Raw genomic sequence first — 18,063 nt, forward strand, 5'->3', positions numbered from 1 at the left:
TTCCTGAACAGCGGAAAAGTTATTCTTTAAAATCATTTGCATCTAACTCATGACGCGCCAGTAACTTGTAGAATTCAGTCCGGTTACGCCCTGCCATACGCGCTGCATGAGTCACATTACCTTTGGTCATTTGCAGTAATTTACGCAGGTAATTCAGTTCAAACTGATTTCTAGCTTCGGCAAAAGTAGGTAACGCTGTATTCTCCCCTTCCAACGCCTGCGTAACCAGAGCTTCACTAATAACAGGTGCGGTAGTCAACGCAACACATTGTTCAATCACGTTAACAAGTTGGCGCACATTTCCAGGCCAGCTTGCCGACATCAAACATTTCATTGCATCAGCAGAGAAACTGCGGACAAAAGGTTTATGGCGCTTCGCCGATTCACGTAACAAATGATTCGCCAGCAAAGGAATATCTTCAGCTCTTCCATTCAGGGCAGGAATCTTCAGATTAACCACATTCAGGCGATAATAGAGGTCTTCCCGAAATTCATTTTTTGCCATTGCCTTTGGTAAATCGCGGTGAGTAGCAGAAATAATCCGTACATCAATATCCAAATCACGGTTACTGCCTAGTGGACGTACTTTACGTTCCTGTAATACCCGCAACAATTTAACCTGCAAAGCCAGCGGCATATCACCGATTTCATCAAGAAACAGCGTCCCTCCCTGTGCAGTAAGAAACAACCCTTCACGGCTGCTGACCGCACCGGTAAATGCTCCTTTGGCATGACCAAACAGTTCCGACTCAAGCAGTTGTTCCGGCAAAGCACCACAATTAATGGCGATAAATGGTTTTTTCGCTCGTGGGCTGGCACGATGAATTGCCTGAGCTAATACTTCCTTCCCTGTACCACTCTGACCATTTATCAACACACTCACATCAGATTGAGCAACCATCCGCGCCTGTTCCAACAAGCGCAACATAACTGGGCTACGGGTAACTATCTGTTCCCGCCACTGCTCATCACCGGCTGGTATAGATAACGCCAATGCGCCATCAATTGCCTTATAAAGTGCGTCCCGGTCAACAGGTTTAGTCAGAAAACTAAAAACACCTTGCTGAGTTGCTGCAACTGCGTCAGGAATTGAACCATGGGCTGTCAAAATAATGACTGGCATTCCTGGTTGTTGTTTCTGAATTTCAGCGAACAGCGCCATACCATCCATTTCATCCATACGCAGATCACTGATCACCAAATCAGTTTTTTCTTTAGCGAGTAGCTTCAGTGCTTCATAGCCACTCTCTGCCGTTGTGACACGAAAGCCTTCGCTAGTAAGACGCATTCCCAATAATTTCAACAAACTAGGATCATCATCAACCAGAAGAAGATGGGCTGGCTTACGCGCTGTCATTGTGCTGCTCCTTTATCTGATTCAGATGTGTCATCTGGCGTGCTATTTTTGCCAGGTGATGACGTCGCTGGCATTTCAGTATGTTCATTTGAATGACTTGAACTGGCACTATTCTGATTCTGTTTACGGGAAGAGAGCTGGCGTTCAATATCTGTCAAATTTTCCAGTTTACGAGCTGTTTCCTGTAGTTCAAATTCCAGCTGAGCACGACTTTCACGCAAACGGTCAATTTTGTTATCGGTATCCGATTGTAATTTATGAAATTTTTCTCGTTCCTCAGCAACTGCGATTTGCTGAACCTGTTGTTCACGCCATAACTGCAACAATGGTCGCAATGAGTTTGGGAATTTCAATCTGTATTTGTTAAGATTTTCAACCATTTTCCGGCGTTCAGCCAGCGTCGGCCTGGCACTACTCAGTAAGATGCTCTGCTTGAAAGCCAAATCCCAAGTAACTGGAATGATGTGTTTCGCAATATTACGCGCTTCGGCTAACGTTAGGTTATCTGAACAACCTATCAGCCGCAGCCAGTAAAGTGCGTTCTCAATCGATGGCGGTGTCTCTAAATCCCACATTAAATCGCAGTCTGCGATACGGTAATCTGTCACCTGTTGTTCTGGTGTTACTACAGCTGTAATTAAATTATTATTAACCGGACTTTTGACGCAACCCGCCAATAAAAAAGGAGTGAGGATCAGCGGAATCATTCTAAACCCCCAAACTGAAACTCGTGGTAATAATAGTCTGGTGACAAAAACGTTTTTCCCAGGCTGTGCCGCAATACTCTGCCGATCCGTCTTTTGTACAAAACGGTAAGTAGACCTGTTATACATTATTTATTCTCAGCAGTTAATGGCAACTCAATACGAAAACATACGTCAGCAAATTCGCTCTGAATTAATAACAGTTCACCTCCCATACGCTTAATACAATCTTGCGCAATGCTTAGCCCAAGGCCGCTACCTTTCACTGCACCTTTACGCTGGAGCGTTCCCTGGTAGAACGGTTCAAAAATCATACTACGTTCTGATTCAGGAATTGGAGTACCGGTATTAGCAACATCAATTTGAACACATTTGCCGATCTGACGACTAGAAACCCAGATGTTACCGGATTCAGCGCCATAGTGCACCGCATTGGAGTAGAGATTATCAATAACCCGCATTAATAGTGTAGGTTCTGCCCAGCAAATATCAGCATTAAGTTGAATTTCTGTCTGAATATTCTTTGATCTTGCAGGCAAACTGTGTGATAAAACCACTTCATTAACAATTTCCCGTAAAGAAACTTGTTGTTGTTCCGTCGAGCTATCCGCCAGTTTACGATTATAATCTAACAATTGCTCGATCAACTGCTGTAAATGTTTACTACTATTATCAAGAATAGCAACCACTTCTTGCTGATCAACCGTCAATGGCCCTGCAACTTCGTCAGCCAGTAATTCTGTCCCTTCCCGCATACTGGCTAATGGTGTTTTCAATTCATGAGAAATATGACGCAAAAACTCATGGCGTTGTGATTCCAACCAAGCCAATCGCTCACTGAGCCAGACAATCCGCTGTGCCAAAGAGCGAAGTTCTCGCGGCCCCTGAAAAGAATCTATACGAACTCCTAATGATTGCCCTTCTCCCAATCGGTTAATCATCCGTTCAATACCTTTCACTGGCCCGATAATCATACGAGTAAATAACGCAACCAATAATGCACTCAACAAAAACAAAATAAGGCTCTGCCAGCCAAAAAATTGTCCTTTCTCGGCAATATCTTTCTGTAGCTGTTCCCCTCTACTGAAAATAACATCACGGGTAGTCTGTACCATCTGACTATTAACATTAGAAAATTGCTCCAGTAATTGAGCTGCGGATTGTGTGGGTTCGCTATTGAGGCAGGTGATTTTTGTCAATGGTGACAATAAAGCGTTAAGCGTCTTAATATGCTGTTGATCATCAAGTATCGCCATTTGATCTTTCAGCATTTTAGAGTATTGCCGGTATTGCTTCTGATAGAGATTTTCCAGCGTTTTATCCCCCAACACACAATACTGGCGGTAGCTACGTTCCATCTCCAGCGCAATCCCCGTCATGGCTTCACTGCGGCGAGCATCAGCCAACGTAGTACGGTTTATATCAGCCGCTTGTTCACTGAGCTGATCAAGACTCTGATAAGCCTGATATGCTAAAACCAATAATGGCAATAGTACTAGCCAGAAAGCCATCACAACTAATTGGCGCAATGAGCGCGGAAATAAACGCCATTTTTTCAAGGGAATCATCTCGTAACCTGTCAGTACACCAATGTTAGCCGACAAAAGGCAGATAGAAAAACCTGTCGGCTGATAAATTCTGTTGTTACTGATAAATAGCAGATGCAAACATCCAAACAATGAGGCAGGCAGACACCTGAATTATGACGGCGGGACAATAGTTTTAACTATTGTCCCGCCAGTGAGGAGAACACATTCCTGCTGTTTATCTACAGTCAGGATAGGTTGGTGCCTCACTCCACGTGTCGCCCGATGTTTGATAAGGCCGGGAAGCGATATCATTGAGTTGGACGGTAGGCACCTTACTTTGGCATCATTCGATAGTTTATGTGGCATGTCTCCACCCATGTGGGCCAACATAAGAAGCTGAATGAGCAACTAGGCAGATTTAATGCAGGTTACGTGCCAACATTAGAATTAAAATCATAATCAATTGTTTTTATTTGAAAAAAATAAAAACTTAACGTTTCAGCTACCAAATACCTTGTTTCTGGCATCAATAAAATTTGTTTTCTGTCTCCAATTAAAGACACCTAAGATCGCCAAAATAAAAATACATATAAATCAATAAATTAAACGTCTCCTTTTGGAGACACTTATAATGGGCATTTGTCGGGTAATTGAGACAGTGAAAAACAGGGCCTGAACTTCTGGGAATTTCCGATACAAAACTTTCTCATTTGAATCATTAGCACTGCCATCATACTAATGGCCTATATTCGCCCCATATATGGCCTTTATCAGTAAATGATGTATTATTAAAGATAGAAGCAACAAGGTTTCTACTCGGAGGACAATATGTATCAGACCCAAAATTCGCGGATTACGACAGTTTCTGCGTTTAAAAAAGAATTGGCTTCTATGGATGTATCTCAGCCAGTCATAGTAACCCAAAACGGGGAGCCACTATATGTGGTTCAAGATCCTGCTCAATTTGAAATGCAGCAAGAGCAAATGGCATTGCTGCGCTTGCTATCTTTTGCTGAAAAAGACGTAAGATCTGGACGAATCATGTCATCTAATGAACTGCGAAATAACCTACGGAACTTAGCAAGCAGTGATCGTAAATAAAATTGAATATACTCAGACGTTTGAGAACCAGCTTCATGAACGCTTTGACTATTTAACCAGACATATCAGCACAGAAGCATCTTGGAAAATGCTAGAAACCTTTTTAAACAGCGTTGAGGCCCGTGTCCTTAAGCATCCCAAAAGTGCTCCATTATGTGAAGAAACAGCTGATATTGGGTTAATCAGTTACCATGACTATGTGGATACTAAATTGCAACTACGGGTAATCTACAATATAGATGAAGCAAACCATACCGTAATTGCTATGCTGCTCCTAAGTACACGGCAGAACTTACGCCAAGCATTAATCCAATATTGCCTGCGTAGGGACTGAACTTCTGAAACTCCATGAGTAAAAAGGGCAAGCAATTTCTGCTCACCCTTTGCGTATCAGTTGAAATTATTCTCTCACTGCCGTGACTAAAGAACCCTATTTATTCGGTTACAACACTACCCTAACTGCTTACGAGCATTACGGAAAATTCGCATCCATGGGCCATCCTCATCCCATTCCACTGGGTGCCATGAGTTACTGACAGTGCGGAATACCCTTTCTGGATGCGGCATCATCACGGTTGCACGCCCATCAAGGCTAGTAACCGCTGTAATACCATTCACTGAACCATTTGGGTTAGCCGGATAATTTTCAGTGACCTGACCATAGTTGTTCACATAACGCAGAGCCACTAACTGGCTATTTTCAAGCATATGAAGATGTTGACTATCGCGGAATTCCACTTGCCCTTCCCCATGAGAAACAGCAATCGGCAGACGAGAACCCACCATATCTTTCAGGAATAATGATGGGCTGTCAGCAATCTCCACCAAACTGAACCGTGCTTCAAAACGCTCTGAACGGTTACGTACAAAACGCGGCCAATGTTCTGCACCCGGGATCAATTCCCGCAAGTTAGACATCATCTGACAACCATTACAAACACCAAGCGCCAAAGTATCAGGCCGTGTAAAGAAAGCCGCAAATTCATCACGAACACGCTCATTGAACAGAATTGATTTTGCCCAACCTTCACCCGCGCCCAATACGTCACCATAAGAGAAGCCACCACAAGCAACCAATGTCTGGAACTGGCTCAATCCAATACGTCCAGACAACAAATCACTCATATGAACATCAATAGCCTCGAAACCTGCTCGGTGGAATGCAGCGGCCATTTCAACATGAGAGTTAACGCCTTGTTCACGCAATACCGCCACTTTCGGCCTTACCTGATGCAAAATGTAAGGCGCAGCAATATCTTCTGAATGGTCAAAGGTTAATTTTACATTCAGACCTGGGTCCTGATTATCCTGTTTCGCCTGATGTTCCTGATCTGCACATTCCGGGTTATCGCGCAAACGCTGCATTTGCCATGTGGTTTCAGCCCACCACCGACGCAAAGTACTGCGATTCTGGCGATATACTTCCGTATTACCGCTGAAAATGACAAAATCATCCCCTGCTTTAGCTTTACCCAAATAATGCACGCAATCGGCCAAACCATGTTCTGCCAAAATCTGCTCAACAAACGCCCTTTCAGATGAACGAATCTGAATGACGGCACCCAACTCTTCCGTAAAGAGCGCGGCCAGAATATCTTCATCAAACACACTGATATCAGCTTCAACGCCACAGTGACCAGTAAAAGCCATTTCAGCCAACGTTACCAGCAAACCACCATCAGAACGGTCGTGATAAGCCAGTAATTTCTGCTCCGCGATCAGTTGTTGAACAGCATTGAAGAATCCAGCCAATTGCTCAGCACTACGTACATCTGCGGTTTTATTACCCAACTGACGGTAAACCTGCGCCAATGCTGTAGCGCCCAATGTATTCTGTCCTTGTCCCAGATCGATTAACAACAACGCATTATCTTCATCAATGGAAAGCTCAGGCGTTATTGTACGGCGTACGTCTTCCACTCTGGCAAAAGCAGTAATAACCAACGACAAAGGTGACGTCATTTCACGCTCTTCACCTTTATCATTCCAGCTGGTTTTCATCGACATAGAATCTTTACCCACCGGAATAGTTAGCCCCAATGCCGGACACAATTCCTCCCCCACCGCTTTGACCGCCGCATACAAACCGGCATCCTCACCAGGATGACCGGCAGCAGACATCCAATTAGCTGAAAGTTTAATACGCTTCAAATCTTGGACATAAGCAGAAGCAATGTTGGTCAGAGCTTCACCGACAGCCAGACGAGCAGAGGCGGCAAAATCCAACAAAGCAACTGGAGCACGTTCACCCATAGACATGGCTTCGCCATAGTAACTATCAAGACTGGCGGTAGTCACAGCGCAGTCAGCTACCGGGATCTGCCACGGGCCTACCATCTGATCACGAGAAACCATTCCCGTGACCGTACGATCACCTATAGTTATCAAGAATGTTTTTTCTGCCACAGCAGGCAAATGCATAATGCGCTTAACCGCTTCTGCCAAGTCAATATTCCGACGCTCAAGGTTTTCTCCTCTAGCTTTTAATGTGCTGACATTACGCAACATCTTTGGCGTTTTACCCAGCAACACATCCAGCGGCATATCGATTGGCTGATTATCAAAATGCTCATCATTAAGCCGCAAATGACGTTCTGCTGTTGCCTCACCGATAACAGCATAAGGTGCCCGCTCACGCCGACAAATTTCTTCAAACAAAGGAAGTTGTTCTGGCGCAACAGCCAGTACATAACGCTCCTGAGATTCATTACACCAGACCTCCAGCGGACTCATTCCTGGTTCATCATTAAGAATCTTACGTAGTTCAAACCGACCACCGCGACCACCATCACTCACCAACTCAGGCATAGCGTTGGAAAGCCCGCCAGCACCAACATCATGAATGAACAAAATCGGGTTGTTTTCTCCCAATTGCCAACAACGATCGATAACTTCCTGACAACGGCGTTCCATTTCCGGGTTATCACGTTGCACAGAAGCAAAATCCAGATCAGCATCAGATTGACCAGACGCCATAGAAGAGGCAGCGCCACCACCCAAACCGATGTTCATGGACGGACCACCAAGCACAATCAGTTTCGCGCCAACAGAAATTTCACCCTTCTTGACATGTTCATCACGGATATTACCAATCCCGCCCGCCAACATAATTGGTTTGTGATAACCACGCAGCTCACTGCCGTTATGACTGTTTACTTTTTCTTCATAGGTACGAAAATAACCAAGCAGCGCTGGACGGCCAAATTCGTTATTAAATGCAGCGCCACCCAAAGGACCTTCCGTCATGATATCCAGAGCACTGACGATACGTTCCGGTTTGCCAAAATCCGCTTCCCATGGCTGTTCAAAACCCGGTATCCGCAGATTGGATACAGAGAATCCTACCAACCCGGCTTTTGGCTTGGCACCCCGTCCCGTCGCACCTTCATCACGGATTTCACCACCAGAACCGGTCGCGGCACCCGGCCAAGGCGAGATTGCCGTCGGATGATTATGAGTTTCAACCTTCATCAGGATATGAGCTTGTTCCTGATGATAATCATATGAACCGCCTTCCACTCCAGCAAAGAAACGGCCAACAGAAGACCCTTCCATCACAGCCGCATTATCTTTATAAGCGGACAGCACGTAATCAGGTGTTTGCTCATAGGTATTTTTAATCATTTTAAACAATGATTTTGGCTGTTCCTGACCATCAATAATCCAATCAGCATTAAAGATTTTATGGCGGCAATGTTCTGAGTTAGCTTGAGCAAACATGTAAAGTTCAACATCTGTTGGATTGCGCCTCAATTTCTCGAAAGCGTCCATCAGATAATCAATTTCATCCGGTGCCAATGCCAATCCAAGTTCAGTATTCGCTTTCTCTAGAGCACCGCGCCCTTCTTGCAGAATAGCAATGCGCTTTAATGGAGTGGGTTGCTGATGAGAAAATAATTTTTCCGCCTGTTCCAATTGAGTAAAAACCGTCTCCATCATCTGATCATGCAGCAATGACGACAATATTTGCCACTGTGAACCACTCATTTCATCACACTGGATGTAATAAGCCAGACCACGCTCCAGACGCACAACCTGAGATAGACCACAATTATGAGCAATATCGGTTGCTTTGGAAGACCATGGGGAAATCGTCCCCGGACGGGGAGTCACTAGCAGCAATGTCCCTTTGGGTTCATGCTCAGCCAATGACGGCCCGTATTTTAGTAATTGTTGTAACTTTGCTGAATCAGCCTCACTCAAAGGTGCATTAATCTCTGCAAAATGAACGTATTCCGCATAAATATCATTGACCGGAAGTTGCTGTTCCTGACACACAGAAAGGAGCTTGGTGATACGAAATACTGATAAAGCGGGGGAACCACGCAGAATTTCCATAGTAATAAATTCTCTCATCTTAAGAAGCAAAACCTGACTGATGCCTTCGGGGAAATAAACACATTATAAAGGATTGCAACCAGTGACGAAACCGTTTGCGTGACGATTATTAAGGCTAAGTATTTGGTTGTCAGGTTATGCGAAGAGTATTAATTAAGTTGCGCAGTAAGTTTTTGTTCCGCAAAATGCTCAATCACTGGAAATTTAACCATGATAATATAGCGCGTTTCCACATAGCACCACATCGCGTCACACAGAGATAACCATTTGAATAATATAAAAATAAATTATTTCGTTATCATTGTTATCGCTCTTTTTTCTGCTGCCATAATCAGCCTAAACATCAGTTGGCCGAATAAACAGCAGGAGCAGATTAACAGGATCATTACTAGGGGGGAACTGCGGATCAGCACCATCAGCTCACCTCTGATTTATCTCACAGGTAAGAAAGAACCCAATGGATTCGATTATGAGCTGGTAAAACGCTTCGCTGATTACCTTGGCGTTAAACTGGAAATCAAATTCAGAAAAAATATCAACCAATTATTTAACGATCTAGAAAATGGTGATGCTGATTTTCTAGCCGCAGGTCTGACCTATAACAAGGAGAGGTTGGCACAAACTCACACTGGCCCAGCTTATTATTCTGTTTCCCAACAGTTGATTTATCGCAAAGGTACTCCGCGCCCTCGTTCTTTTAAGGACTTAAAAGGCAAACTCCTCGTCACTGCCGGTTCTTCTCACGTCAGCACACTGAAAAAGATGAAAGAAGAGTCTTACCCGGAACTTGAATGGGATGAAACGCAACAATACAACACCCGGGAATTACTGGAGCGGGTATCAGAGGGCAAACTAGATTACACCTTGGGCGACTCTATCAATGTCGCGTTGCAACAGCGTACTCACCCTAATCTGGCCGTCGCTTTTGATATCAGTGAAGATAATCCTTTAACGTGGTATTTAAAGCGTACTGATGATTACAGCCTTTATGCTGCTATGTTGGATTTTTTCAGTCAAATGACGGAAGAAGATGTGATGCCACGGCTAGAAGAGAAATATTTTGCTCATGTCAGTTCGTTTGATTACTTCGATACCCTCTTTTTTCTTAGTGCCATTGATAATATTCTCCCGATTTATCAACCATTATTTGAAAAATATTCTGGTGATATCAGCTGGCAACTGCTGGCAGCAATTGCCTGGCAGGAATCACATTGGGACCCGCAGGCAACATCTCCAACAGGGGTCCGTGGCCTGATGATGTTAACCCATCCAACCGCTAAAGGGCTTGGTGTCGTTGACCGCCTTGATCCAGAAGAAAGCATTAAGGGAGGTGCAATCTATCTGCAAAATCTGATGAAACGACTACCTGAAAATATCCCTAAAGATGAACGGATATGGTTTGCACTGGCTGCTTACAATATGGGCTACGGTCATATGTTGGATGCCCGGAAATTGACAGCAGCACAAAAAGGCAATCCTGATCGCTGGCTTGATGTGAAAGCCCGAATACCTCTATTAAGTCAAAAAAAATATTATACGAACACCACCTATGGTTATGCCCGTGGACATGAAGCTTATCGCTATGTCGAGAATATCCGCCGTTATCAACTTAGTTTAGTTGGATATTTACAGGCAAAAGAAAACCGGCAAAAATTAGTTTCTCAGGAAGAGAAATCAAAAACAGAGTAAACAATTAGCTATCGCTAAAAATGCAATGATAGTTAATTATATATCCCCAATCATATTATGTTTTACAACAAATTAAACTAACTATACTAAATTTATCAGGATACTATCTTACCTAAAGGATGCATCATGATTAATTTAGATATTAACGAACAAAGTAAGATTATGGTTGTAAGTAGCCACGTATGTAACCCGACGACTGCAAATGGCCGTGCATTTACCGAGCTAATAGATGCATTGAAAAAGAATAATTTTGCCGTTATCCCTGCTGCAACATTTCAAGATGGCATAGCGACGGTTTCTTCTGATGCTTCACTGTGCTGTATTTTTGTTGACTGGACTTCAGGTGACAATAACGCTGAATCACATGAACAAGTATCAGAATTGCTGAGAGAAATACGCAGACACAATATCACTATCCCGGTACTGCTAACCGCCGAAGACTCCAGCATAGATACACTGACACTTGAAGCAATGAGATTAGTAGATGAATTTGTCTGGATGCTTGAAGATACGGTTGGATTTATCGCCTCCCGCGCCAATGCCCTGATTAAGAAATACTATGCTCAGTTATTACCTCCTTTCACCCGAGCATTATTTCAATATACCCAAGAATCACCAGAATATTCCTGGACGACTCCTGGACATCAAGGAGGCGTCGCTTTTACCAAAACAGCGGCAGGAAGAGAATTAATCAATTTTTTTGGGGAAAATCTATTCAGAAGTGATCTTGGGGTAGAAAGGACAGTACTTGGCTCACTTTTAGATCATACAGGTGCAATCAAAGAATCAGAAGAATATGCCGCCACTATTTTTGGTGCTCATCAGAGCTATTGTGTTCTTGGCGGCACTTCTGGTTCCAACCGTATTATCATGAGTGCCGTTATTGGTGAAAAAGAGATTATTATATGCGACCGCAATTGCCATAAATCCATTGAACAAGGTTTAATAATGACAGGGGCTTTGCCCATATACCTTATTCCACAACGCAATCGTTATGGCATTATCGGCCCCATTCCTAAAGATCAATTTCAACCAGAATATATCCAACAAATCATCGACGAACACCCATTAAAAGAGAATGCTACAGACAGCCAACCTGTTTATGCTGTCGTAACCAACAGTACTTACGATGGGATATGTTATCACTCAGAACAAGTAGAAGATTTATTGGCAAAAAGTGTTGATCAAATTCACTTTGATGAAGCCTGGTTTGCTTATGCCCGTTTTAACCCGATGTATAAACATCGTTATTCAATGCGTGGTGAACCAAATGATTTTGATAGTAATAGCCCTACAATATTTGCTACTCAGTCCACGCATAAAATGCTAGCGGCATTATCGCAATCATCCTATATCCATATTCGCAATGGCAGAAAACCCATTGAACACTCCCGTTTCAATGAGTCTTATATGATGCAGTCCACAACTTCACCGCTATATCCGCTAATCGCTACTAATGAAATTGGCGCGGCTATGATGGATGGCCCGCAGGGACAAAGACTGATACAAAGTGCTATCAATGAAGCCGTGGACTTTCGTCTGACTTTGGCAAAGACCCACCATGAATTTAAACAAAAAGATGATTGGTTCTTCTCACCCTGGAATGCCAGAGAGATTATCAGTTCAGACAGCGGTCAATTAATTCCTTTCCATGAAGCAAGCAGAGAACAATTGGCAAATGATCCCTCCTGTTGGGTATTAAAAGAGGGAGAAAAATGGCATGGATTTCACAATCTATCGGAAGAATGGTGCCTACTTGATCCAATGAAAATCGGTATTTTGTGCCCAGGCATGAATGATAATGATGAACTGATGGAAAATGGCATTCCAGCCGAAATTCTTTCCGCTTACCTGAGCCAACACGACATTGTACCTGCACGTACCACTGATTTCATCGTTCTTTGCCAGTTTACTCTCGGAGTCACCAAAGGCAAATGGGGCACGTTGCTCAATGTATTATTAAGCTTTAAGAAGCACTATGACGCTAATACACCACTTAAACAGTGTTTGCCGAAACTCACTAAGCAATATCCTCAAAATTATCAAGATATAGGACTAAAAGATATTTCGGACGAAATGTTCAGATATATGAAAGACTATGAAATGGATATTGAACAAACAAGATCATTTAGCCAATTACCTGACATAGTGAAACTCCCTCGGCAGGCATTCCTTGACCATATGGCAGGCCGTACTGAACATATACCACTCAGTAAACTAGCAGAACGTATATCGGCTGTTGGCGTTATTCCTTATCCACCGGGGATACCCATCATCATGCCGGGGGAATCCTTTGGTGATGAAAATTCTCCCTGGTTACAATATATTCGCCAGATCAATGAGTGGAATAAAAGATTCCCAGGCTTCGAGAAAATTCTGGAAGGCGCAGAGATGATAAACGGCGAGTACCATGTATGGGTGCTAAAAGAGTGAATCAACAATATTTATTAATTTTCTTCCTGCTGTCTTCTGGCTGCTTTTAATGCTTTATGTTGCTCCCGACGTTGTTTGAAAAAAACACTCAACATCGTGGAGCACTCTTCCGCAAGCACTCCACCTGTAATTTCAATTTGATGATTCATGCCAGGATGGCGCAATATATCAATCAAAGAACCGGCTGCACCCGTTTTCATATCGCTAGCGCCATAAACCAGTCGCTGTATCCGGCTATGTATCATAGCACCAGCGCACATAACACAAGGCTCAAGAGTGACATATAAAGTGGTGTTTAACAGACGATAATTTTGCAACTGCTCTCCCCCTTTCCGTAACGCAATAACTTCTGCATGAGCAGAGGGATCATGCGCAATAATAGATTGATTCCAACCTTCAGCAATGATTTCATTATCTGCGACCAATACAGCGCCTACAGGTATTTCCCCCTGCTCCCATGCTTTTATTGCTCGTTTCATCGCCTGCTGCATCCAATATTCATCACTATATATTTTAGTCACTACGGTATCTCACTTCACTATTATCAGGGACAATTATAACGATTTATTTTTCCTATTTTCCAGATATATACCCAATAGATTTCAAGTTGCAGCGCGGCGGCAAGAGAACGCATCCCCAGGAGCATAGATAACGATGTGACTGGGGTAAGTGAACGCAGCCAACAAAGCAGCAGCTTGAAAGATGAAGGGTATATTTACTTATCATTTCGGTGAAAATAGACACCGGAGATTATTTAAAATATTTTATGCCACTGCATTATTCCCAAAATAAATTCACATAATATATTTTAAAATAAAAAAATAAAGCCGAAAAATTCGGCTTATTCTTATTATTTTTTTGATATGTTAATTAATAGCCGATTGCGAAATAATCGCCATAGACATAAGTATCATTAGCAGATAACCTGATTTCAGCTCCATAAGCGTTAACAGTTCGCGCAGCAACCCAAGAATCAAAAGTATTCAATGTCCCGTTAGTTGCTGCTGACATCGGAAATATCCAATCACCAACAGGTGACATAAAAACCCGCAGAAAACCATATTTAAAAGGTGTTGGTAAAATAACTTTGTTTCTCGCTAATGGAGTAAAATTATGTCTTCCCCATTGAAGTATTAATCCACCCGGCAGTTGTTGATAACCGTTAGGTGACAGACTACCAGGATATTGTTTTTTCATATGGCACTGTAATGAGTCAGTAAAAGTCTTATTAAGTGTTGCCAAATCTCCATTATCCAGAACATCCTTTTCACACTGCGTTGACATAAAATTAGCGACGACAGAGGCTATTGTAGACGACTGGCGTAATGCCTTATTTAATACATGCGTGGTAAGACCGACTGGGGGAAATCCAGTTTGCAATTCTGGACTATTTTCATATAAATTTTGACTCACTACATTAGCACCATCTTTAATAGAAAACGCTTTAAAATCATTCTTATTACTCATTTAACCTCCTAATAGAAAATAACAAAAATTCTTGATGAAAACTTTATTTACATAAGGACTTTCAAATATAAATTTAACATGAGCATATAATCAATCAACAAATTTATTTTAATGCCGACATTATAAAAAATTAATTTAATTAATAAATTCATGCTAATACAAATAACTCCATTTATAAAAACATACAGACCATATTATTAACATTAGCTTTATAAAGACAATACAATCAGATACATACTAAATAAACCGACACGTATCATGGAAGAACGACATTATTATTCAGCATGATATACATTCACCATAAAATAACACCAACACATTATAAAAACAAATAATTCATGATAACAACCAAACATATCATTACCTTTGAATATAAAACTAATCTTTACTTTTCCCAGTATACCTTTAATTAAAACATGGAATTTTCATATAACAATGGCAATCACCCAACCTTCTCAAACCGCAAATGAAATTAATAAAAATCACTTTCAAACATTAAATACAAATAATTTAGATCTATTTCATATTACAAAACATTAAAATATTTATTACCACCAATTATATAAAAATAGTTAACCCTATAAGTTATAAAAATATTCCATTATTCCTTTTTATAACTAAACTATAGCCGGCGTGAAAAGGGAGAAATTGTTTTTACAAAAATTCACTATATTGCTTATAAAATGCAGTACTTAATTGGAGATAAATACATGAGTCAAAAGAATGATTTTAAGGCTTTTTCTATTAGTGAAAATGCAAATATAGTGAAGCAAGAAATATATGAAAAAGATCAAAACTTGCAAGCTGGATTTCCAACAGGAAATATTACCGCCGAACTATTAAATAAGGCATTACGTCAGTCGTCAACCATATCCACTGTCGTCGCTAATTTTATCGCAACACAATCTGGTGAAGATGTTCTCGATAATGGGGATATAGACAAACTCACCACCCAATTCAAGAAAGCCTTAGAACAACAAAACACAACAGAAGTTCGAGATGCCTCATTAACAGAAAAAGGAATTATTCAGCTCACAGACCAAATAGGCAACAGTAATACACTCGCTGCAACTCAGAAGCTTGTTTCTGATGTAAATGATAATGCTAATAATCGACTAGCAAAAGACCAAAACGGCGCAGACATTCCTAATAAAGCTGAGTTTATAAAGAACCTTGGTTTATCAGATACAACAAAAATAACGATAGGAAATAGTGAAAATCAGGTACCTGATATGTCGTTTTTCACCGCTAACCTGAATCAGGTCGGATGGCAAAAATTACCTTCGGGTTTAATTGAAATGTGGGGAATAGCATCAGTTAAAGGCAATGCTTATGCCGAACCTGGCGCTTTAAATAACTTTCCAATTCCATTCCCGAATACATGTCTCAACGTCACGTTAACTCACGTTGGTAACGCCCCTCAACATGCGGGCACATTTTCAATAATGATGGTCGATAATGCCAAATTCCAATGTTTTAGCAGTATTCCAAATTTACAAATTCCTGTAGCAGCATTTTATAGAGCAATAGGGTATTAATATGAACAATAAAAACTATGTATTCAGTGCATCAAATAAAGCATTTTATCCACTATCATTACAACAGGATTATATTGAAACCGGCTCATGGCCAAATGATCCTGTACCTGTAACTGATGACATATTCAATGAATTTTCGGGAATACCGCCCACAGGAAAAATACGCTCCTCTGGCGAAGATGGCCTGCCTTGTTGGGAAGATATTCCACCTCCAACACAAGAAGAATTGATCTCTATTGCGGAAATCCAAAGAAAGCAGTTTATATCTCTTGCAAATAAAAAAATAACGCCACTGACTGATGCAGTAGAACTTGATATCGCAACAGATGAAGAAATGCTATCACTTAAAGAATGGAAAAAATATCGCGTGATGCTTAACCGGGTTGATACTTCAAAAGCACCGGACATTGACTGGCCAATTGCGCCATTATCGTAACTAATAAAAAGGCCGGACTAAGGCAAACCCCGGCCTTTATCATTTTGTTATTGAAATCTACTTTCTATAATGAATCTTTCAATAGGAAAATTATTTAAGGCAGTTTCTATAAAATAAGTATTAATCACTTAGACTTGTCGAATTACTTATTAATCAAAACATACGAAAAACAATTAACCCCATAAGATATAAAAATATTTAATTATTCTTTTTTATCTCTAGACTATGACCGATAGAAAATTATCTTTACAATAATTTTCTATCTATATAACTTACTATTGAAATTTAGGAAAATATATATGAATCCAAAGAATGATTTTAAAGCGTTTTCTATTAAAGATGGTTCTAATGTGGTAGATCAAAATTTATATGAAAATAGTCCAGAATTGCAGACTGGATTTCCCCCAATAGGTCTTACCACACATGTACTAAATAAAACATTACGTCAATCATCAACAATAGCCTCTGTTGTCGCTGATTTTATTGCGACAGAATCTGGCAGTGATGTTTTAGATGATGGTAATATAGCCAAGCTCACAGCACAATTAAATAAAGCGTTAGAAAAAAAAATCACAACACAAGTTCCCGATGCCTCATTAACACAGAAAGGTGTTGTTCAGCTCACAGATGTGGTTGGCAATAGTAATACACTGGCTGCAACCCAGAAGCTCGTCTCAGATATAAATAATAACGCCAATAACAGACTAGAAAAAACACAAAACGGCGCAGATATTCCTAATAAAAATGAGTTTGTGAAAAATTTAGGTTTAAAAGAAGCCGCGAAACGAGAAATAGGAAACACAGCTAATCAAATCCCAGATGCCAGTTTCTTTTCCAGTAAATTAGATAACGATAAAGGTTGGTGGAAGAGTCCTAGTGGCATTATAGAGCAATATGTAAGAGTAATTATGAAAAGTAATTCTAATAGCAAGAATGCAACATATCATGAACGAAGAGCAAATGTTTCTTTTCCAATTGCATTTCCAACTGCTTTTCTTGGTGCATCAGTTTCAGTTACTGATACGGTGGGGCCTTATATTGAAACACCACTTGTAGCAAATGCCAGCAAAACTTCAATTACTGTGTGGACAGGGCTTTATCTTCCTGTAGGGGTTCACGGCGCTTTTCCAGATTCTGATATAATAGTCTATTTACGTGTATGGGGAAGATAAGATCTCTGTTGAAGTTGGTTTGTCGTAATTATTTACCATATAAATTAGTAGCTATGACAAAATAATGCAAACATTATCATAGCTTAAAAAAGACCGGGATTAAGTCAAAGCCCGGCCTTAATCACTTTGTTATTGAAATCTACTTTCTATAATGAATTTTTCAATAGGAAAATTATTTAATAAAGTTTCTATAAAATAAGTATTAATTACTTAGACTTATCGAATTACTTATTAATAAAAACACACGAAAAATAATTAACGCCATAAGTTATAAAGACATTTAATTATTATCTTTTATC

13 protein-coding genes are annotated in these 18,063 nt (G+C 40.9%); 7 read left to right on the forward strand and 6 right to left on the reverse strand.

The features are described from left to right. Positions 1–19 precede the first annotated feature (19 nt). The 3 genes from glrR to EAE89_RS16580 are packed head-to-tail and all read right to left on the reverse strand — an operon-like array spanning position 20 to position 3,629. Positions 20–1,357, reverse strand: a complete 1,338-nt coding sequence (glrR, locus tag EAE89_RS16570; protein WP_054479115.1) for a two-component system response regulator GlrR — start codon at positions 1,355–1,357, stop codon at positions 20–22. Continuing rightward, positions 1,354–2,190: a two-component system QseEF-associated lipoprotein QseG gene (gene qseG / locus EAE89_RS16575; RefSeq protein ID WP_214086258.1), complete on the reverse strand. Its 837-nt coding sequence runs from the start codon at positions 2,188–2,190 to the stop codon at positions 1,354–1,356. Before qseG ends, glrR begins: the two co-directional genes overlap by 4 nt. Beyond that, positions 2,190–3,629 (reverse strand): sensor histidine kinase, encoded by a 1,440-nt coding sequence (locus EAE89_RS16580; protein ID WP_054479183.1) that lies wholly within the window; start codon positions 3,627–3,629, stop codon positions 2,190–2,192. Before EAE89_RS16580 ends, qseG begins: the two co-directional genes overlap by 1 nt. Before the next feature lie 789 nt (positions 3,630–4,418). Here EAE89_RS16580 and EAE89_RS16585 point away from each other — a divergent pair. Both EAE89_RS16585 and EAE89_RS16590 read left to right on the forward strand, forming a co-directional pair. Further along, positions 4,419–4,691, forward strand: a complete 273-nt coding sequence (locus EAE89_RS16585) for a type II toxin-antitoxin system prevent-host-death family antitoxin (protein WP_054479118.1) — start codon at positions 4,419–4,421, stop codon at positions 4,689–4,691. After that, positions 4,678–5,025: a hypothetical protein gene (locus EAE89_RS16590; protein ID WP_054479119.1), complete on the forward strand. Its 348-nt coding sequence runs from the start codon at positions 4,678–4,680 to the stop codon at positions 5,023–5,025. The genes EAE89_RS16585 and EAE89_RS16590 overlap by 14 nt, the downstream gene beginning before the upstream one ends. A gap of 116 nt (positions 5,026–5,141) precedes the next feature. Here EAE89_RS16590 and purL read toward each other — a convergent pair whose 3' ends face one another. Then, positions 5,142–9,029, reverse strand: a complete 3,888-nt coding sequence (gene purL, locus EAE89_RS16595; protein ID WP_214086272.1) for a phosphoribosylformylglycinamidine synthase — start codon at positions 9,027–9,029, stop codon at positions 5,142–5,144. A 267-nt stretch (positions 9,030–9,296) separates the two neighbouring features. Here purL and mltF point away from each other — a divergent pair, with 267 nt between their 5' ends. Continuing rightward, a complete protein-coding gene (mltF, locus tag EAE89_RS16600; protein ID WP_054479123.1) occupies positions 9,297–10,718 on the forward strand; it encodes a membrane-bound lytic murein transglycosylase MltF in 1,422 nt (473 codons plus the stop codon). Between the two features lie 126 nt (positions 10,719–10,844). Continuing rightward, positions 10,845–13,151, forward strand: a complete 2,307-nt coding sequence (locus EAE89_RS16605; RefSeq protein ID WP_149616424.1) for an Orn/Lys/Arg family decarboxylase — start codon at positions 10,845–10,847, stop codon at positions 13,149–13,151. A gap of 14 nt (positions 13,152–13,165) precedes the next feature. Here EAE89_RS16605 and tadA read toward each other — a convergent pair whose 3' ends face one another. Both tadA and EAE89_RS16615 read right to left on the reverse strand, forming a co-directional pair. Beyond that, on the reverse strand, positions 13,166–13,672 hold the full coding sequence (tadA, locus tag EAE89_RS16610) for a tRNA adenosine(34) deaminase TadA (RefSeq protein WP_072161876.1): 507 nt from the start codon (positions 13,670–13,672) through the stop codon (positions 13,166–13,168). A gap of 349 nt (positions 13,673–14,021) precedes the next feature. Then, positions 14,022–14,618 (reverse strand): gp53-like domain-containing protein, encoded by a 597-nt coding sequence (locus EAE89_RS16615; protein WP_188093331.1) that lies wholly within the window; start codon positions 14,616–14,618, stop codon positions 14,022–14,024. 710 nt (positions 14,619–15,328) lie between these two features. On the opposite strand from EAE89_RS16615, the gene EAE89_RS16620 reads away from it, so the two are divergent. The 3 genes from EAE89_RS16620 to EAE89_RS23720 all read left to right on the forward strand — a co-directional run bounded on the left by EAE89_RS16620 (position 15,329) and on the right by EAE89_RS23720 (position 17,764). Further along, entirely contained in the window at positions 15,329–16,156 is an 828-nt protein-coding gene (locus EAE89_RS16620; RefSeq protein WP_054479127.1) for a phage tail protein, read from the forward strand. 1 nt (position 16,157) lies between these two features. Continuing rightward, complete coding sequence (locus tag EAE89_RS16625) at positions 16,158–16,592, forward strand: tail fiber assembly protein (protein ID WP_214086259.1); 435 nt, start codon at positions 16,158–16,160, stop codon at positions 16,590–16,592. A 299-nt stretch (positions 16,593–16,891) separates the two neighbouring features. Continuing rightward, complete coding sequence (locus EAE89_RS23720) at positions 16,892–17,764, forward strand: phage tail protein (RefSeq protein ID WP_244866529.1); 873 nt, start codon at positions 16,892–16,894, stop codon at positions 17,762–17,764. The last annotated feature ends 299 nt before the right edge of the window (positions 17,765–18,063 follow it).

Origin of the sequence: Photorhabdus heterorhabditis (assembly GCF_018448905.1) — a bacterium.
In the GTDB taxonomy this organism is placed as follows: Bacteria; Pseudomonadota; Gammaproteobacteria; order Enterobacterales; family Enterobacteriaceae; genus Photorhabdus; species Photorhabdus heterorhabditis.